Here is a 19,258-nt window from a genome sequence, read left to right as displayed (position 1 = left end):
TGGACAAAATGAGAAAAGTCACGGGAAGGTTCCTCTTCTCCGCTGACTTTTTTTTGTGTTTCCCGTAAAAGGGATTCGTGTCCAAGCTGGCTACTCTTTACACCCGAGGGGGGTGAATACGGCAGGCAAGTGGATACTCTGATGTCAGCAGCACAAACGTTGGTAATGGCAATCAAACAATTTACCATAGTCGCGTCAGAATCTTATCATGCATAACACTCGAATGGCGAGGCTTTAAGGAGGACCGAACAAGTGGGCGCTGAAACACCAGGGCAAACCCATGTAAGACGATCATCCAGCATGACCTTCGCGTTGCGATGGACGCATGAAAACTTGCGTATGATTTCGATTATCGCTCTCATTTCATTCGCTATGACTTTCATGTTCTTGATGATGTTGCACGGTACGGCCATTAAGCGCGTATCGATCGTTGTAGACGGACAGGAACGCACGTTCCAAACCCGGGAAGAGGTACTGCAACGAGTACTGGATGAGCAAGGAATCGCAGTAAGCGAGAACGACCGTATTTCCCATGCGCTGGATGCAAAGGTGAAATCGGGCGACCGCATTGCGATCACGCATACGACGCCGGTGCAATTAACCGCCGACGGCGAGACGAAGACAGTTTACACGGTTGGCAAGACGGTAGAGGCCGCTCTGCAGGATTTGAACGTCCCTGTGGGCGAGCTCGATAAAGTCATTCCGGCTAAGGAAACGGAAGTAAGCCCTCATGCGGAACTGAAGGTTGTCCGCGTGACGAAAGAAACAGCAGATGTGCAAGAACCGATCGCATTCGATACAGTAACCAAGAGCGAGCCCCAATTGTTAAAGGGCAAAGAGCAAGTATTGCAGGAAGGTCAGAAGGGCCTCCTTGTGAAGAAGCTGGAGAAAGTGTATGAAGACGGCGTGCTTGTGTCGGAGCAGGTCGTGGATCAGCAAGTACAAACCGAGAGCAAACAACGCATTGTGGCCGTTGGGACGAAAAATCCGGTTGTCGTTCTGTCCTCTTCATCGCCGAACGTCGAGGAGTTGACCAAGAACGGCGTCAAATTCGGCTACAAGCAAGTAATCAAAAACGTTACGCTAACCGCTTATTCGGCGGGGGTGTCATCCACCGGCAAGGATGAAAGTCATCCGCAATACGGCGTAACTTCTTCGGGCGCGAAGGTAACGGAAGGTCGCACGATTGCAGTCGATCCTAAAGTGATCCCGATCGGCTGGTGGGTCTATATCGAGGGCGTCGGCTTCCGCCGAGCCGAAGATACAGGCAGCGCTGTGAAAGGGAACAAGATCGACGTCTTTTTCGAGAACGGTGACTATGCAACTCGTTTCGGTACGAAGCGCGGTTATACGGTATACATTATCGGTCCCAAAAAACCGTCGGCGGATTAGGCGCTTGCAATTCGGAAAGACTACATTCATTATATATAGATCGGCAGATAAGAAGAGGTGCTCGTGAGGCGTCCCTCTTCTTTTTCTCTTGTTCACGAAGGAAGGTACGTGCACATGATTAAAGAAATTATCGTAGTGGAAGGTAAGGACGATACGGTAGCCATTAAACGAGCGGTAGAAGCGGAAACCATCGAAACGGGCGGTTCGGCGATCAATGCGGACGTTATTCGACGCATTAAGCTTGCGCAAGAACGGCGGGGCGTAATCGTATTCACGGATCCCGATCATGCCGGGGAGCGTATTCGCAAAATTATTACGAAGGAAGTACCCGGCGCGAAGCATGCCTTCCTGACGCAGGAGGCGGCGACAAGCAAGGGCGATATCGGCGTCGAGAACGCATCGGTCGAAGCGATTCGCACGGCACTGGCCAACGTGAGGACCGACGGTCGAAACGAAGAGTCGGCTATCACATGGGACGATCTGATGGAGGCCGGGCTGATCGTGCATCCTCGTGCGGCCGCCCGGAGACTTGCGATGGGCAATCGTCTCGGAATCGGTTATTGCAACGGGAAGCAATTTTATAACCGCTGCCGCATGTTTCAAATTTCCCGGGAGGAGTTTGAAGCGGCCCGTCGGGAATTGAATGAAAAAGAGGGTGCCACGTCATGAGTCGAAACGGAAATGAACCGGGTTACGGACAAGCGTCCGAGGATATCGCTTCGCCGAAGCGAACCAAGGAACTGATGCAGAAGTACGGCTTTGTGCTCAAGAAAAGCCTCGGACAAAATTTTCTGATCGATCAGAATGTGCTTCACAACATTGTCTCTGCCGCCGAGCTTGACGAGACGAAGGGCGCGCTCGAAATTGGTCCGGGCATCGGGGCATTGACCCAGCAGCTCGCTAAACGTGCGGGCAAAGTCGTAGCCGTCGAGATCGACCAGCGGCTGCTGCCGATGCTGGAGGAGACGCTGGCGCCTTATCCGCAGGCCGAAGTGGTGCACGGGGACGTACTCAAGGTGGACCTGCAGGCGTTGTTCAAGGATAAGTTTCAAGACGTATCGAAAGTAAGCGTTGTCGCTAACCTGCCTTACTATGTGACAACCCCGATCCTGATGAAGCTGCTGGAAGAGCGGCTGCCGCTCGAGAACATTGTCGTCATGATCCAGAAGGAAGTGGCCGAGCGAATGGCGGCAAAGCCCGGAGGCAAGGAATACGGCTCGCTCAGCATCGCCGTACAGTATTATTGCGAACCGGAAGTGGTCGCGATCGTGCCGCAAACGGTGTTCATTCCGCAGCCGAACGTGGACTCGGCGGTCATCAAGCTCAAGGTGCGAGAGAAGCCGGCGGTGGAAGTCGAAGACGAGGCGTTCTTCTTTGACGTCATGCAGGCCAGCTTCGTGCAGCGCCGCAAGACGATTTACAACAACTTGGCGGCCAAATATTTCGATAAAGAATCGAAGCCCGATCTGGAACGTCTGCTGCTGGATGCGGGAATCGCACCCTCGAGGCGCGGCGAGACGCTGTCGATCGAAGAGTATGCAAAGTTGTCGCACCGCTTAGCCGATTACTTGAAGACGGCAAGAACCGCCAAATAACGATCCTGGGCGAAACGTCTGCACCAAATGCCTAGAACCGCCATACGATAGACGGGGAGGCGATGCAGCCATGAAGCAGGGAGACCTGGTCACTCGGAAGTCGTATGGTGGTGATATCGTTTTTAAAATTCAAGAAATCCGGCAACAGCTGGCGGTTCTTCGGGGAGTGGAGCTTAGGCTTTTGGCCGATGCACCCCTTGTCGATCTGGAAGTGATGCCGCAGCTCGATCCTTACCTCGATAAAGCAATTACACGTCCCAAATGGATGGACACGATGCCGCGCAACGGATTGGCGGCGGCGACGACAGGGCCGCCCGGCTGGCCGGCGGGGGAGCCGGCCAAACATCCCGTTTACTTCGAAATGCCAGGCAAAGTATTGCATTTGGACGGCGATCCGAATTATTTGCGCAAGTGCATGAACTTATACGGTGAATTGCGGGTTCCCGCCGAAGGGTATTACGTAGCCGAGGCGAATATGGCCGATGCGGTGTATCGGCTGCTTCCGCTGGTACGCCCCGACATTGTGGTCATAACGGGGCACGACGGCTTTGTAAAGCATCGGCCGGCAGGCGATATTACCAAGCTTAGCAGTTACAAGAATTCGCATAACTTCGTAAATGCGGTTCAAGCCGCCAGGCAGTTCGAGAAAAGTCTCGATGCCTTAACGATCGTCGCAGGCGCTTGCCAATCGCACTTTGAAGCGCTGCTGCAGGCGGGAGCGAACTTTGCCAGCTCGCCGGCCCGCGTCTTGATCCATGCGCTTGATCCATTGTGCATTGCGGTGAAAGTAGCTTATACGCCGATCAAAGAAACCGTAAACATAGTCGATGTCATCGGGTTGACGCACAGCGGTCTCGAAGGGATCGGGGGCATCGAATCGCTGGGAAGCTACCGAAGAGGCGTGCCGAAAATTCAATATGCCACTCCGAAATAAGCGCCGAAATGGTGCTTTTTCTTTTTTATTCGACAATTTGGTGAACGAATACGGAAGCGCCTAGCGTAAAACCGCATAAAATCAGGGAAAATAATCGTTGACAACTAATCAAAGACGCTGATATAATATTTCGCTTAAATTGACATACTACCTATGTTGCGTTATAATAATCTAGAAGGAAAGAGGTGGTAGCAGTCAATGGCTAAAAATGCGCTATTGGAGATCAAACGTTGTTTGGAACCTCATGTCGGACAGAAGATAATGCTTAGAGCGAATGGTGGCCGCCGCAAGACGGTTGAACGCTCCGGAGTCTTGGAGGAAACCTACCCTTCCGTTTTCATTGTGAAGCTGGATCAAGAACAGCAAACCTTCAAGCGAGTTTCTTACAGTTATGCGGACATACTGACGGAATCTGTCGAAGTCACAGTATGTAACGACGACGGAGAAGTACGGATTACAATACAGCAATAAGGTTACATAAGGAACGGTTGATCGTTAGGTGGTCAGTCGTTTTTCTTTAGTAGCCCTATCCATGTGAATCGCTGTGTGCTGCGGACTCGGCGCTTATTCGTCCTTTCGCTTTTTAAGACGTTCGGATGAGACGTAAAGTTGCATTCGTATGAATTTGCTGCGGCGGGCGCATACTAACCTCATAACTCGAACATTCATCCTTTGAAGGAGGGTTTCGGATATGGGGCGTAGAAGCCGCAGAGGCGTGATGTCGGAACAATTTAAATATGAGCTGGCCAAAGATTTAGGGTTCTATGAAACGGTGCAGCGGGAAGGTTGGGGCGGAATTCGCACGAAGGATGCCGGCAATATGGTGAAGCGGGCCATTCAGATCGCGGAGCAAACGCTTGCCCGGCAGACGCAGGTGCAAGCGCAGGCGGTTCAGACGCCATATCGTCCTGCTATGCAGCAGCCCGTGCCGCCTCCGGTCTCGTTCGGACCGTCCGGCTTTGCAGCTGGCGTTTCTTCGTATCCGGTGCAGAATGTGCCGTATTACGCGGCTTCGCACGGCACTCCGGCGAACGCCTCTTCCTATTCGCCATATACAGGACAATAACGAACGGTCGAAACATGAAGCTAAAGCGCGAAACCCGGGCTTTAGCTTTTTTTTGTCTCCTTTTTGGTATAGTATTAGGTTAAATGACATAAATGGCATTCGGCCTCATGGCAGGAAAAGTCAGACAGGTGTAAAGAAGGTGTGTTATGAAAGTGTTCGAGAAAGCGCCGGCAAAAATCAATTTGTCCCTGGATGTGTTGTACAAGCGGGCCGACGGGTTTCATGAAGTCGAAATGGTCATGACGATGGTGGATTTGGCCGATCGTATCGAGATGCAGGAGCTTCCACGGGATACGATCATTATTTCCAGTCAAGCAGGCTACATACCGCTCGATGAGAAGAACTTAGCGTTTCAAGCGGCGCGTTTGATTAAGGAACGTTACGAAGTGAGGCAGGGCGTTTATATTCATTTGGATAAAAAAATTCCGGTATCCGCCGGGTTGGCCGGGGGAAGCAGCGATGCGGCGGCGACGCTGCGCGGCCTGAATAAGCTATGGAAGCTCGGCATAGGGACCGAAGAGCTTCAGCGGCTTGGCGCCGAGCTGGGATCGGACGTGCCGTTCTGCGTAACCGGAGGAACGGCGCTTGCCCGGGGGCGCGGAGAGAAGCTGGAGCCGATCGAATCGCCTCCGCAGTGCTGGGTCGTGCTGGCCAAGCCCCCGATTAATGTGTCCACCTCGGAAATTTACGGCAAGCTGAAAGCGTCCGAAATCAAAAACCATCCTTCAACCGCCTGCGTACTGGACGCGATTCGGGAGAAGCGGTTCGACGAGCTGTGCGCCCGTCTCGGCAATGTGCTCGAGGAGGTCACGCTGGATCTGTACCCGGAAGTCAAACAACTGAAGGAAGTGATGGTGCGCTTGGGAGCTGACGGTGTGCTCATGTCCGGGAGCGGGCCGACCGTCTTCGGGCTAGTATCCAAGGAGGCGAAGGTGCCTCGGATTTACAATGGGCTCCGCGGTTTTTGCAAAGACGTATATGCGGTTCGCTTGTTGACGTGATGTTTATGTAATTTTAAGTGACATAATTTGATAATGTGTAATGTTACATAACATAAATGTCACAATATTTTAACGGGATGATCTTGATTAAACCCGTATAAAGATGATATATTTTGATTATAACATTCGGATTTTCAGCAGATCGTTATTTTGCATCTGGCCAAAGGGGGGTCACTCTTGAAAAAATTAAAAAGAAGCGCAAGATTGGTGGAGATGACCCAATACTTGCTTATTCGCCCCCACACGCTTATTCCATTAACGACATTCGCAGATCGTTATAATTCGGCCAAATCTTCCATCAGCGAAGACTTGGCGATTATTAAAGAAGTGTTCGAAGAGGAGGGCCTCGGCGAGCTGCAGACGCTCGCGGGAGCAGCCGGAGGCGTTCAGTACATACCGAAAGTGACGGCGGCCGGCGCGCTGCAGTTCATTCACCAGCTGTGCCGTCAATTGGAACAGCCCGAGCGCATCTTGCCCGGCGGTTATTTGTACATGTCCGACATTCTCGGGCAGCCGATGATCTTGAACGAAATCGGGAAGCTGTTCGCGTCCGTGTTCGCGAAGAGAGACATCGACATCGTGATGACCGTGGAAACCAAGGGGATTCCGCTCGCCTATGCGACCGCCACTTATTTGAATTTGCCGGTGGTCATCGTTCGTCGCGACAGTAAAGTGACGGAGGGCTCGGTTGTAAGCATCAACTATGTGTCGGGGTCCAATAAGCGCATTCAGACGATGTCGCTTGCCCGCCGCGCCTTGAAAGAGGAGTCGAGAGTACTGATTATCGACGATTTCATGCGCGTAGGCGGAACGATTCAGGGCATGATGGATTTGCTGCAAGAGTTTAAAGCGACGGTGGAAGGCGTAGGGGTGTTTGTGGAGTCCGGCGAGGTGGAAGAGCACCTGGTGGAGGATTATATCTCGCTCGCCAAGCTTTCTGTGGTAGATCCGAAGTCGCGTCAAATTAAAGTAGTGCCAGGTACTTATTTTAAAGAAAGCGAAATTCGCGGGGAGTGAAAATTATGGCGTTACAAACCATTGCAACCGATCAGGCGCCTGCCGCCATCGGTCCGTATTCGCAAGCCGTTCAATTCGGCAATCTGTTGTTTACATCGGGACAAATTCCGCTCGGCCTGGACGGCCAACTCGTGCAAGGCGGAATTGCCGAGCAAACGCATCAAGTGTTTCGCAATTTGCAAGCGGTCTTAGCCGCAGCGGGCTCGTCGTTCGGTCAAGTGGTGAAGGCTACCGTATTCATCAAAGACATGAACCAGTTCGCTCAGGTGAATGAAATCTATGCTTCGTACTTCGGCGACCACAAGCCGGCTCGTTCGACGGTTGAAGTAGCGCGTCTTCCGAAAGATGTGCTTGTCGAAATAGAGCTCATTGCCGCGGTAAATGTCGAATAATTTGCAATATATAAAGTATTTATAAAATTGAGAAAAAATCTCAGTTTGGCAGCAGGAATTTGCACTAAAATGTGGAATTACTACTCAAGTCTTCTAGATGGAAAAAGGTGGTGAACACAGAGGTGCAAATTACTGACGTCAGACTTCGCCGGGTGAATTCCGAAGGCAGAATGAAAGCTATTGCTTCCATTACCATCGATAACGAATTTGTCGTTCACGACATTCGAGTCATTGACGGTAATAACGGGATGTTCGTAGCGATGCCTAGCAAACGGACTCCGGACGGAGAATTCAGAGATATCGCACACCCGATTTCCTCTTCCACACGTGAAAAAATTCAGGCCGCCGTATTGGCTGAATATGATCGTGCTGCTACGGAAGAAGAAGTTATTGAAGAAGGTGCTTAACCGTTTACAATTTAAGAGAGCCGGACAGGCTCTCTTTTCTTTTACAGGTAAGTGAGCTATATTGGGATTATGGCATATTTATTTCATTGCGCTTTGTGCATAGCGTTCGCATAACATGATGTGGATTTATTTTTTATAAGGATTAGGGGTTGAATCGTTTTGAACATTATAGGCATTGTGCTCGCAGCGGGCCAAGGTAAGCGAATGAAATCGAAATTATACAAAGTACTGCATCCGGTTTGCGGTAAACCGATGGTCGGTCATGTCGTGTCCACCCTCGAAAATTTAAATACATCGCGTACAGTCGTTATCGTAGGGCATGGAGCGGAAGCGGTGAAATCCTATTTGGGAGAACGCGCCGAATATGCGCTGCAAGCAGAGCAGCTCGGGACCGGTCATGCCGTCTTGCAGGCAAAGCCGCTGCTTGGCGATGAGGAAGGCCTTGCCATCGTCATTTGCGGGGATACGCCGCTCGTCTCGAATGAAACGCTGGAGGGGATGATCCGGCTTCATCAGGAGCGCGGGGCGTCCGCTACGATATTGACGGCGAATGTGGCGGAGCCGAAAGGCTACGGCCGCATTATCCGTGACGAGCAGGGGTATGTGACGAAGATTGTGGAGGACAAGGATTGTTCGCCGGAGCAGCGCCGGGTACAGGAAATCAACACGGGCACGTACTGCTTCGACAACCGCAAGCTGTTCGCGGCTTTGGCGCAAGTGAAGAACGATAATTCGCAAAACGAATATTATATAACAGACGTCATTAGCATCCTGAATGGCCAAGGTGAACGGGTAGAGGGTTACGTGCTGGACGATGCGGTCGAGTCGATCGGAGTGAACGATCGCTTGGCGCTGTCGGAGGCCGAGCAAGCGATGCGCGCGCGCATCAACCGCGGGCATATGTTGAACGGCGTTACGATCATCGATCCGTCTGCGACTTATATTGAAGCCGACGTGCGGATCGGTGCCGATACGGTCGTGCACCCGGGCTCCGTGCTGCGCGGCAGCACCGTTATCGGCGAAGATTGCGTTATCGGGCCGCAGGCTGATATCGCCGACAGCAGCCTCGCCTCCGGAGTGACCGTGAAGCATTCCGTGCTTCAGGATGCGGTCGTCGGCGCGGGATCTTCGGTCGGGCCGTTCGCTTATTTGCGGCCGGGCGCGGACCTCGGTCAGAACGTGAAGGTCGGCGACTTTGTCGAGATTAAGAACGCCAAGCTCGGAGACGATACGAAGGTGTCCCACTTGAGCTACATCGGCGATGCGGTAATCGGCCGTAACGTCAATGTCGGCTGCGGCGCCATCACGGTCAACTACGACGGCTTCAACAAACAGGTGACGGAAGTGGAAGACGACGCTTTCGTCGGCAGCAATGTGAACCTGATTGCGCCGGTAAAGGTGGGCAAGGGCGCTTATGTCGTTGCCGGTTCGACCATTACAAACAACGTGGAGCCCGGGGATTTGGCGATCGCCCGTGAGCGGCAGGTGAACAAGGCGGGTTATGCCGATAAGCTGCGTGCTAAATTCGCCGCCAAGAAGGCGTCGTCGAAGAAGCAGTAGCGGCAGGCGTAAGGTAGCCGCCGATCCCCTGCGGTGGCGGATCGGTTCGGACTTGGCGTTAGCCGGGGACAGGTCGAAGTTACGGTTCATGGTTAGGGAAGCGGACGATTGAGTTGTTATTCGCGGCGGGATTAATCGATTCCCTGTTGTTCTGCGAATAGCGGAACGGTGATGTGTTATTAAGCGATAATTCTCCCTTTGAAGGGAAATAGCGGAGCCAGGGTATCTGATTTGCCCCTTTTCGGCGAAAATTGCCGGATTTGGAGCAATGAGCGAACTCTAGTTCCGCTATTTGTTCTGGAGGCGTGAATGGGAGACGAATAGCGATCCGCCGGGGCGGAGCGTTTTCTTGAGGAAAGACGTTTCAGACCTCCTTCAATTGGGTAAAGTAGTAGAAGTTAGGGCTTGTCCCCAAATGAAGGAGGTATTCCTATGGCTACAACATTGAAGGCGGAAGCTCGCAGCGGCAGAACGAAGGGTGACCGCAACCGTCTGCGCGCAGAAGGTAAAGTGCCGGCTGTCGTTTATGGTAAAAAGGTGCCCCAAACATCCATTGCCATCGATCAAAAGGAGCTCCTTGCCCTGATCAAAGCAAACCGGCATGCGATTATCGAACTGGATGTTCCGCAGCTCGGCAAACAGCCGGTGATGATCAATGAAATCCAACGCGATGCGATTAACCGTCAGCTGCTGCACGTCGATTTCCATCAAATCAACATGGATGAGCCGGTTAACACTACAGTTCGATTAGAGTACACCGGCGAGGCGATCGGCGTCCAGGAGGGCGGCATTCTGCAAATTCAGCTTCATGAGCTCGACATACGCTGCTTGCCTACACAAATCCCGAGCGTGATCGAAGTGGACGTCAGCTCCTTGGGCATCGGCGAAAATTTGCTGGTTTCCTCGTTACAGCTATCCGCTGGAATCGAAATCAAAACCAACGAGCACGACGTCCTGGCCACCATCCTGACGCCGCAAAAAGCGGAGCCGGAAACCGTGGACGAAGAGCCTGGCGCAAAAACCGAGGATGCCCCGGCCGAAGCGGCCGCCAAATCCGAGGAGACCGTATAAGCGAGAAGTCCAGCGTATCGATGCGAATCGATACGTTTTTTGCTGTCCGGGAAGCCGAGCGTCGCATAACGAGCACAGGCGCGGCCGAGGTTGCGGGAGTCATGCTCTAGCACTATGGGCACGGCCGCGCTGGTTGGGTACTTGCATTAATTCACTTCGAGCACGGGCGTGCAGGTGAAACACGCGGGATGTGCTCCCGCACTAACGCAAAGGCAGGCCGCGCTGGCTGGGAACTCGAGTTAATTCACTTCGAGCACGGGCGCGCAGGTGAAACGCGCGGGATGTGCTCCCGCACTAACGCAAAGGCAGGCCGCGCTGGCTGGGAACTCGCATTAATTCAGTTCGAGCACGGGCGCGCGGGTGAAACGCGCGGGATGTGCTCCCGCTCTGCCCCACTCGAAGTAAGCTCAGGCCAAAGGCCTGGGGCGAGTCGACGCTCGGATGGCCGTCTTGCGCTCGATTGCCGGAGTTTGCTCGATCGCAGGCACAACACCGGGTAAGAACGCCGCATGACAGCGTGTCCCCCGTTCCCCGCCGTTAAGGCGCGGGAATAGGGGGACGAAAAGCGCTCCACGCCCTACAGCCGCTTCAACGACGGCCCGGTGGCAGGTACGCTCCTTTTCGGGGTCTCGGGGCGAAGCGCCCGAGTCCTCCCCCCTTGGCGAAGGGGGGAAAGAGGGGGGATCGAAAAGAAGGAACTTTGGTCACATCCTGTCGGATAGGTCCATGTTAAGTTGGCGCGGACGACGTTTTCGGTTATCATTAGAGAAGAGACGCTTGAAGACGCCGATGAAGGGCGAACGAAGGCGTTGCCGCTAGAAGGGAGCAGAAATCGCTTTGAAATGGTTTGTGGGCCTCGGGAATCCGGGCAAACAATATGAACAAACCCGGCACAACATCGGGTTTATGGCGCTGGACCGATTCGCCGACCGGCACGGCATTAAGATTACGCAAAGCAAGTGCAAGGCATTGCTGGGGGAAGGTGTGGTGGCAGGGCAGAAAGTATACTTGCTCAAGCCGCAGACGTTCATGAACTTGTCGGGCGAATCGATACGCGCGTTTATGGATTTTTATAAAGCGCCGGTCGAAGATTTAATCGTGGTCTACGACGACTTGGATACGCCGTTCGGCAGCATCCGGCTTCGTTATCAAGGCAGCGCCGGCGGGCATAACGGCATCAAGTCAACCATCCAGCACCTCGGGACTCAGTCGTTCCAGCGGATTCGCATGGGAATTTCGCGGCCGGCGCCGGGGCGGGATATCGCCGAATACGTGCTGCATACATTTTCGAAAGAGGAATTGACGAAGATGCCTCAGCTGCTCGATAAGACCTGTGAAGCGATGGAGCATCTGCTTGAGCATACCTTTGAAAATACGATGGCCAAATACAACGGTTAAGACGGACCCGGGCTAATCTCCTCGCCAGTTGGGCATACTGGTTGAAAATAACGCTTTTTCCGTAAAGCGTAAGGAGGTTGGAAGGATGGCCGTCACCTATATTTGCCGCCATTGTCAAACGTTTATTGGGGAGATCCGTCAAGGGGAAGTGAACGAGTTTCAGCTCGGCTTCCATTTCTTGACCCCCGAAGAGCGGAGAGATATAATATCGTATAACCCAAATGGGGATGTCACCGTCAAGGTGGTATGCGATTACTGCAAGGAAGCGCTGGAAGCCAATCCGGAGCTCTCGCTCCTCGCGAATCCTCTGCAATAAGTCATCAGGCGGCATCGGCAGTATCGATGCAGTCCTCGCGACAGGGGTTTTTTCGCATTTCGGCGATCCTGCTTTTCGTTCATGGACCGGCCTAAAGCGATTCTCGCTCTAGGCTTTTTTAGTGTGGTTGAGAGGGGTGTCCTGTGTTGCAGGCATTAATTCAAGCATTCTCGGCCGATTCCGATTTCCAGACGATCGTTTCGGGCATTCGGTCGGGTATGAGAGAGCAATTGGTCGCCGGTCTCACCGGTTCTTCGCGGCAGGTGATGCTGGCTTCGTTGTATGAAGAACTGCGTCAGCCGCTTTTTGTCGTGACGCATAATATGTTTTCCGCACAGAAGGTGTTCGAAGACTTGGTGGAGCTGGTTCCTCCGGGACAAGTGCTGTTGTTCCCGGCGCAGGAACTGCTGGCCGCGGAGGCAGCGATCGCAAGTCCGGAGATGCTGGCGCAGCGTATTGACGCGTTATCCCGCTTGGCCGCAGGCTTCCGCGGGATTGTCGTCGTGCCGTACGCCGGGATGCGGCGGCTGCTGCCGAACCAGGAAGCGATCGCGGCGGCCCGATTTACGATCCAGGTCGGACAATCCGTTGAGCTGGAGTCATGGATTGAGCGTTTGGTGGAATTTGGCTACGAGCGCGTAGAGCGTGTCGAGAACAAAGGGGAGATGAGTGTCCGCGGCGGCATCGTCGACCTGTTCCCGCTGACATCGCCGCATCCGTTCCGGATCGAGCTGTTCGACGTGGAGGTCGATTCCATTCGTTCCTTCGATGCCGGGGACCAGCGCTCGATGGATAAATTCCAGGAGCTCACGATTGTGCCTTGTCGCGAGATTGTAGCGGATCGAAACCGTTTACAAAAAGCGGCGCAGCATGCCTATGAACTGCTGCAGGAGCAACTGAACAAGATGACCGATCGTACGGCCAAAGACCGTTTGCTCGAAGGCATCGGACATGAAATCGAGCAGATGCGGCAGGGGCAGCATGTTCAAGGGATGTTCAAATATATGTCCCTGCTGTTTCCGGAGCGGCAAACGCTGCTGGATTATATGCCTAAGGACACGGTGCTGCTCATCGACGAACCGGCGCGGCTGCTGGAAACGGCAAAGCAGCTCGAGAAGGACGAAGCGGAATGGATGACGATGTCGCTATCGGACGGCAAATATATGCCGCAGCTGGTATTGTCGAAGCCCTATGAAACGCTGCTTCACCGCAAGCCGTATCCAACTCTGTACCTGTCGTTATTCCTGAGACAAGTGCCGGGCGCGGTTCCGCAAAATATCATCAACTTCATGTGCCGTGTCATGCAAAACTTCCACGGTCAAATGAATTTGCTGAAGAGCGAAATGGAACGCTGGAAAAAGGCCGGCGCGAAAGTGATGATGCTGGCGGGCGGACCGGAGCGCGTCGAGCGGATCAAGCGGGTACTCGACGACTACCATATCGAAGAGCCGATGATCGTGGAAGGCAACCTGCAGACGGGATTTGAGCTGCCGGGCATTCATTTGGTCATCATTACCGAAGGCGAGATGTTCACGCAGAAGCAGCGCAAAGCGCGCAAAGTGGACAAAAAGATCGAGAATGCCGAGCGGATCAAAAGTTACCAGGAGCTGAAGGTCGGCGATTACGTCGTTCACGTCAACCACGGAATCGGGAAATTCGTAGGCATCGGAACATTGGAAGTAGGCGGCATTCATAAAGATTATTTGCACATTTTATACGCCGGAGGCGACAAGCTCTCGGTACCGATTGAACAGATCGACCACGTTCAGAAATATGTCGGCGCGGAGGAAGGCAAAGAGCCGAAAGTGTATAAACTCGGCGGCTCCGATTGGAACCGGGTTAAAACCAAAGCGCGCGCATCGGTGCAAGACATTGCCGATGACCTCATCAAGCTGTATGCGGAACGTCAGGCAACGACGGGGTATGCGTTTTCACCCGACACCGCCTACCAGCAGGAATTCGAGGGCATGTTCCCTTACGAGGAAACGGCGGATCAGCTGCGGGCGATCGAAGAGATCAAGCAGGACATGGAAAAGCCCCGTCCGATGGACCGTTTGTTGTGCGGCGACGTCGGTTATGGCAAAACGGAAGTGGCGATCCGCGCGGCCTTCAAAGCGGCCATTGACGGGAAGCAGGTGGCCGTGCTCGTGCCGACTACGATCCTCGCGCAGCAGCATTACGAGACGTTCCGCGAGCGGTTCTCCGGATATCCGTTCAACATTCAAGTGCTGAGCCGATTCCGTTCGAAGAAAGAGCAGGCGGATACGATGAAGGGTATTAAAGCCGGTACGGTTGACGTCGTCATCGGAACACATAGGCTGCTGTCCAAGGATATGCAGTTTAAGGATTTGGGCCTTCTCATCGTAGACGAGGAGCAGCGTTTCGGGGTCTCGCACAAAGAAAAGCTGAAGCGGCTGAAGACGAATGTGGATGTGCTGACGCTGACGGCGACACCGATTCCGCGGACGCTGCATATGTCCATGCTGGGCGTACGCGATTTGTCGGTCATTGAAACGCCGCCGGAGAATCGTTTCCCGGTGCAAACGTATGTGGTGGAGTACAGCGCTTCGCTCGTACGGGAAGCGATTGAGCGGGAGCTGGCGCGCGAGGGACAGGTGTACTATTTGTACAACCGGGTTCAAGGCATTACCCAAATGGCGGAGCAGATCTCGATGCTGGTGCCGGACGCGCGGGTAACGGTAGCGCACGGGCAAATGTCGGAGCAGGAGCTGGAGAAAACGATTCTCGATTTTCTCGACGGCGAATACGACGTGCTGGTCAGCACCAGTATTATCGAGACCGGCGTCGACATTCCGAACGTGAACACGCTGGTGGTCCATGACGCGGACAAAATGGGCTTGTCCCAGCTGTATCAGCTGCGCGGCCGTGTCGGTCGCTCCAATCGGATCGCCTACGCGTATTTCACCTACCAACGGGATAAAGTGTTGACGGAAGTGGCGGAGAAGCGTCTGCAGGCGATAAAAGAGTTTACAGAACTAGGGTCAGGGTTTAAAATTGCCATGAGAGATTTGTCCATCCGCGGCGCGGGCAATTTGCTGGGCGCAGAGCAGTCCGGCTTTATCGCTTCGGTCGGGTTCGATCTGTATTCGCAAATGCTGGGCGAAGAGATTCAGAAGCGGAAGAAAGAGATCGGCGGCGAGGCCGTACCGGAAACGAAGGTCTGGTCGACGCAGCTGGACATTCAGCTGGACGCCTACATTCCGGGCGATTACATCTACGACAGCATGCAAAAGATCGAGATTTACAAAAAGGTTGCTGCTGTGCAGTCGCTTGAAGAAGCGAACGAGCTGCATGACGAGCTGGTGGACCGGTTCGGCGATTTGCCGGATGCGGTGCATAATCTGCTGCGCGCTGCGCGTTTGAAAGTATACGGGGCGCAGTATGCGATCGAGACGATCACGCAGAAGGGGCTCGATTATGAACTTCGTCTACATGCGGATCAGACCGGTAATCTGAATGGAGCCGAGTGGGCAAAGCTGCAGCAGGAGTTCGAAAATCGCGTACGGTTGGTCAGCGGGCCGAACATGGTAATCGAAACGAAAGGCAAGGGACTGACACCAGAACAATCCATCGATTTACTTGAAAGGTTTCTGGTACAATACAAGCGTGCGCTGAAATCGAAGGGAGAACTACAAAATGCAGCAAAATAACAGGAAGAAATACCGGAGAATGACTGCTCTTATGGCGCTTGTAATAGTCGTAGGGTTAGCCGCGGGATGCGGCAAGAAAGAGGAAGCGCCAGCGGCGACGCCGGCTCCGGCTGTGGAAACGCCGGCAGCTCCGGCTGCGACGGGCAACCCGGGCGATGTGCTGATTGCTATGAAAGACGGCGTTAACGTGACCCGAGGCGAATTTGATAAATTCGTCAATATCAATATGATGTTCTACCCGCAATACGCGCAGTTTAAGACCGATCCGGCATTCCAGCAAGACATCATGAATCAGCTGCTCGCCTTCAAAGTGCTCGGCGCCCGCGCGGACGAGAAAGCGAAAGCCGACGCCGCGAAGCAAGCCAGCGAGCAAATGGAACAGATTAAGACGTACCTCGGCATGCAGGAAGGCGGCATGGAAAAGGCGCTGAAGGATGCCAATGTGACGGAGAAGGACATTCAGGATTTCATCGGCAACAGCTTGGTCACGATCGTGTCCGCAGAAAGCAAAGTGACGGATGACGAAGTGAAAAAGGCTTACGACGACAAATTGGCGCAGGATCCAAGCGCCTATACGATCGCGACCGTGCGCCACATTCTGGTCGGCACGACCGATGCAGCGACAGGGGCAGAAAAGCGTACGAAGGAAGACGCCCTGAAGCTTGCGAAAGAAGTGCAGGACAAGCTGAACGGCGGCGGGGATTTTGATGCGCTGGCTAAAGAATATTCCGACGACCCGGGTTCGAAGGAAACCGGCGGGAAGTATGAGAATGCGGAAGTCGGACAATGGGTGCCTGAATTTAAAAAGGCGGCCATTGAACTGCCGATCGGCAAAATCAGTGATCCGGTGGAAACGAGTTACGGCTACCATGTGATGAAAGTCGAGTCGCGTTCGAGCAAAACGTTCGACGACGTGAAAGCAGGACTGCGCTCGGAAGCGGCGCAGGCGAAAATTTATGAATTTCTGGAGAAAGAGCTTCCGGGCTTGATTCAGACGAACAATATGCCGAAGCCGGAAGCCACTCCAGCTCCGACTCCGGCACCGGCGGCAGATGCGCCGAAAGCGGAAGAGAAGAAGTAAACATTACCAGGGCGCCCGAAAGGGCGCCCTGTTTTGTTTTCTTTTTTTGGGGCATAATGTAAACAGCGGCAGCCCGTACATAGGCGCGTAAGGCAGCCGGCAGTCAAGCGGTAGGTGCATAACCCTCTGGGAATCGAAGAATACTATGGGCAGTCGAATTCCCTACATTGTATACAAAGGGCAATCCAGATTGTATCACATTCTTCAAGGAAAGCGAGGCATCTAGAATTATGAAAGCAACTGGAATCGTTCGTCGTATCGACGATCTTGGCAGGGTTGTGATCCCGAAGGAGATCCGCCGTACTCTGCGTATCCGGGAAGGGGACCCGCTTGAGATTTTCGTGGACCGTGACGGAGAGGTTATTTTGAAGAAATACTCTCCAATCGGTGAACTCGGGGATTTTGCCAAGGAATATGCCGAATCGCTCTTTGAAAGCACCAATCACATTACCATGATATCTGATCGCGATAATATTATCGCCGTTGCCGGCGGTTCGAAGAAGGATTATTTGGAGAAACCCGTCGGGCCTCTGGTCGAAACCTGCATGGAAAGCCGCAAAGCTTCGATGGAAACAAGCACGGGCTCTTATGAAATTTGTAAAGACGCCCCGGATACTTACGGTTCTTACGTCATCGCCCCGATCGTTGCGGGTGGCGATCCGATCGGATCGGTCATCCTATTTACCAAAGACGAGAATGTGAAGATGGGTCAAATGGAGCTGAAAATGGCTGAGACGGCGGCCGGCTTCTTGGCTAAACAGATGGAGCAATAATCCGATAGTCGTATGGTCCGTACGATATTGATGACAGCTAGGGCACAAGCTTCCTGAATTCTTCCCGGCGGCGGGGAGAAGCGGGAAGCTTTTTTGTTGCCCGTCCGGTTTTGGAAAAGATGCGTAAATGCGGTATAATGTTGGCGTTGACTAGGCACGGGAGGCAAGGAGAACGAGGATGAAGCAGCAAGCGGGGCGTAGAGAAGCGGAGCGGGCCGATGAAGAAACCGGACCGGCGGAGCCGGGGAGGGAAGAGCAGGGAAGGCTGCGTGCAGGCGCTGGTTGGAGTGCCCGGGCGAGCGACCCGCGTCGCGGTGCGGGGAAAACCTCGCCTGCCGCTACGTCGCTGCTGCAAGGTGCGGCGATGCTCGGTTTGGCTGCGGTCGCTTCGAAGATGATCGGGACGCTGCAAAAGATCCCGCTGCAGAACATGGCGGGCGATGCGGTGTTCGGTATTTATAATGCGGTATTTCCGCTGTATACGCTTATTTTGTTTCTGGCTACCGCCGGATTCCCGCTCGTCGTCTCCAAGTTCGTGTCCGAATATGCGGCCGACGGCCGGAACGCGCAAGCGAAGCAAGTGCTGCGTGTCGCGTCCGTTCTGCTTCTGGCTAGCGGTATTTTGTTCTTTCTGCTTTTATATATGGGCGCGGATGTCCTCGCAGATTGGATGGGGGCGGCGCAAGCCGCCGCCGCGATCCGCAGCGTTTCCTTCGCGCTGCTGATCGTGCCGGTGATGTCGGCGCTGCGCGGTTATTTTCAAGGCTATGGCGATATGGCGCCGACGGCTTGGTCGCAGGTGATCGAGCAGGCGGTGCGCGTCGCCGTCATGGTCGGACTGCTGCTCGCCTTGATCAGGCTCGGGGGCAGTCCGGAGCTGATCGCCGCCGGCGCCACGTTCGGGTCGGTGGCGGGCGCGGCGGCCGGTCTTGCCGCCATGCTGTGGTATTGGCGCAAGGCGCGGCAAACGGATCGCTTGCCGGCGGTTGAAGCGGCAGGGGAAGGCTTAACGGTCAGGGGCCGATGGCGTAGCGACTGGACGCTCGCCAAGCGGCTTTCCTTCTATGCGATTCCGCTCTGCCTCGGAACGCTTGCGACGCCGATTCTGGGGCTCGTCGATTCGTTCACGATGCCGCGCCTGCTTAGACAAACCGGTTGGGACGAAACCGGCGCTTTGTTTCAGTACGGTCTGTACAACCACGGGTTGCCGCTTGTTCAGCTGGTGGCGATGATCGCGGCCTCCATGTCGGCCGCGCTTGTGCCGGCCATGGCGGAAGCACGGCATCGCGGCGACGCGGAAGCGGTACGCAGCCGGGCCGGTTACGCGCTGCGCGTGACGTGGCTCGTCGGGCTGGCGGCATCGTTCGGGTTGGCGATGCTGGCTGAGCCGCTGAACGTGATGTTCTATAAATCTTCCGCGGGGACGTCTGCGATGATCGTGCTATCGTTCACTGCCGTGTTGTCGGCGGTAAACTTGGTGTCGAGCAGCCTGCTGCAGGGCCTCGGCGCCGTCCGCGCGCCCGCGCTTTACCTGCTCGCCGCCGCGCTGGCGAAGCTCGCGCTCAACGCCGCGCTCGTGCCGCG

17 protein-coding genes and 1 pseudogene are annotated in these 19,258 nt (G+C 54.3%); all 18 read left to right on the top strand.

Going from position 1 to position 19,258, the window contains the following annotated elements; translation table 11 throughout:
- The first annotated feature begins 300 nt into the window (after positions 1 to 300).
- The gene (locus JMF85_RS02955) at positions 301 to 1,392 is read left to right on the top strand and encodes a resuscitation-promoting factor (protein ID WP_127610156.1); all 1,092 of its coding nucleotides are present in this window, start codon (positions 301 to 303) and stop codon (positions 1,390 to 1,392) included.
- Positions 1,393 to 1,506: 114 nt separating this feature from the next.
- On the top strand, positions 1,507 to 2,061 hold the full coding sequence (gene rnmV / locus JMF85_RS02950) for a ribonuclease M5 (protein WP_127610138.1): 555 nt from the start codon (positions 1,507 to 1,509) through the stop codon (positions 2,059 to 2,061).
- Positions 2,058 to 2,987, top strand: coding sequence for a 16S rRNA (adenine(1518)-N(6)/adenine(1519)-N(6))-dimethyltransferase RsmA (gene rsmA, locus JMF85_RS02945; RefSeq protein ID WP_127610136.1), 930 nt, complete (start codon positions 2,058 to 2,060; stop codon positions 2,985 to 2,987). The genes rnmV and rsmA overlap by 4 nt, the downstream gene beginning before the upstream one ends.
- 70 nt (positions 2,988 to 3,057) lie before the next feature.
- Positions 3,058 to 3,921 (top strand): sporulation peptidase YabG, encoded by an 864-nt coding sequence (yabG, locus tag JMF85_RS02940; protein ID WP_054797918.1) that lies wholly within the window; start codon positions 3,058 to 3,060, stop codon positions 3,919 to 3,921.
- Positions 3,922 to 4,119: 198 nt separating this feature from the next.
- A complete protein-coding gene (gene veg, locus JMF85_RS02935) occupies positions 4,120 to 4,392 on the top strand; it encodes a biofilm formation stimulator Veg (RefSeq protein ID WP_054797919.1) in 273 nt (90 codons plus the stop codon).
- A gap of 220 nt (positions 4,393 to 4,612) precedes the next feature.
- Positions 4,613 to 4,789 (top strand): annotated as a pseudogene (locus tag JMF85_RS02930) (small, acid-soluble spore protein, alpha/beta type); the annotation flags it as partial.
- A 344-nt stretch (positions 4,790 to 5,133) separates the two neighbouring features.
- Positions 5,134 to 5,988 (top strand): 4-(cytidine 5'-diphospho)-2-C-methyl-D-erythritol kinase, encoded by an 855-nt coding sequence (gene ispE, locus JMF85_RS02925; RefSeq protein ID WP_127610134.1) that lies wholly within the window; start codon positions 5,134 to 5,136, stop codon positions 5,986 to 5,988.
- Positions 5,989 to 6,165: 177 nt separating this feature from the next.
- Positions 6,166 to 7,005, top strand: a complete 840-nt coding sequence (gene purR, locus JMF85_RS02920) for a pur operon repressor (protein ID WP_127610132.1) — start codon at positions 6,166 to 6,168, stop codon at positions 7,003 to 7,005.
- 5 nt (positions 7,006 to 7,010) lie between these two features.
- Positions 7,011 to 7,397 carry a RidA family protein gene (locus JMF85_RS02915; protein ID WP_155615569.1) on the top strand — a complete coding sequence of 129 codons (387 nt, stop codon included), beginning with the start codon at positions 7,011 to 7,013 and terminating at the stop codon, positions 7,395 to 7,397.
- Between the two features lie 122 nt (positions 7,398 to 7,519).
- Positions 7,520 to 7,804 carry a septation regulator SpoVG gene (gene spoVG / locus JMF85_RS02910; protein WP_127610130.1) on the top strand — a complete coding sequence of 95 codons (285 nt, stop codon included), beginning with the start codon at positions 7,520 to 7,522 and terminating at the stop codon, positions 7,802 to 7,804.
- Between the two features lie 159 nt (positions 7,805 to 7,963).
- Positions 7,964 to 9,364, top strand: a complete 1,401-nt coding sequence (glmU, locus tag JMF85_RS02905; protein ID WP_127610816.1) for a bifunctional UDP-N-acetylglucosamine diphosphorylase/glucosamine-1-phosphate N-acetyltransferase GlmU — start codon at positions 7,964 to 7,966, stop codon at positions 9,362 to 9,364.
- 432 nt (positions 9,365 to 9,796) lie between these two features.
- A complete protein-coding gene (locus JMF85_RS02900) occupies positions 9,797 to 10,435 on the top strand; it encodes a 50S ribosomal protein L25 (RefSeq protein WP_054797922.1) in 639 nt (212 codons plus the stop codon).
- An 837-nt stretch (positions 10,436 to 11,272) separates the two neighbouring features.
- Positions 11,273 to 11,833 (top strand): aminoacyl-tRNA hydrolase, encoded by a 561-nt coding sequence (gene pth / locus JMF85_RS02895; protein ID WP_127610659.1) that lies wholly within the window; start codon positions 11,273 to 11,275, stop codon positions 11,831 to 11,833.
- 85 nt (positions 11,834 to 11,918) lie between these two features.
- Positions 11,919 to 12,149 carry an anti-sigma-F factor Fin gene (gene fin / locus JMF85_RS02890; RefSeq protein WP_054797923.1) on the top strand — a complete coding sequence of 77 codons (231 nt, stop codon included), beginning with the start codon at positions 11,919 to 11,921 and terminating at the stop codon, positions 12,147 to 12,149.
- Positions 12,150 to 12,295: 146 nt separating this feature from the next.
- Positions 12,296 to 15,820: a transcription-repair coupling factor gene (gene mfd, locus JMF85_RS02885; protein WP_201317701.1), complete on the top strand. Its 3,525-nt coding sequence runs from the start codon at positions 12,296 to 12,298 to the stop codon at positions 15,818 to 15,820.
- Complete coding sequence (locus tag JMF85_RS02880) at positions 15,807 to 16,901, top strand: peptidylprolyl isomerase (protein WP_127610661.1); 1,095 nt, start codon at positions 15,807 to 15,809, stop codon at positions 16,899 to 16,901. Before mfd ends, JMF85_RS02880 begins: the two co-directional genes overlap by 14 nt.
- Before the next feature lie 230 nt (positions 16,902 to 17,131).
- Positions 17,132 to 17,674, top strand: a complete 543-nt coding sequence (gene spoVT, locus JMF85_RS02875) for a stage V sporulation protein T (RefSeq protein ID WP_054797924.1) — start codon at positions 17,132 to 17,134, stop codon at positions 17,672 to 17,674.
- Positions 17,675 to 17,852: 178 nt separating this feature from the next.
- A partial coding sequence (locus tag JMF85_RS02870) for a polysaccharide biosynthesis protein (protein WP_201317700.1) occupies positions 17,853 to 19,258 on the top strand: 1,406 nt, incomplete at its 3' end.

Origin of the sequence: Paenibacillus sp. EPM92 (assembly GCF_016586185.1) — a bacterium.
GTDB lineage: Bacteria > Bacillota > Bacilli > Paenibacillales > NBRC-103111 > Paenibacillus_G > Paenibacillus_G validus.
Note: the sequence above shows the minus strand (reverse complement) of the source record. Positions and strands in the feature narration are given on the sequence as shown.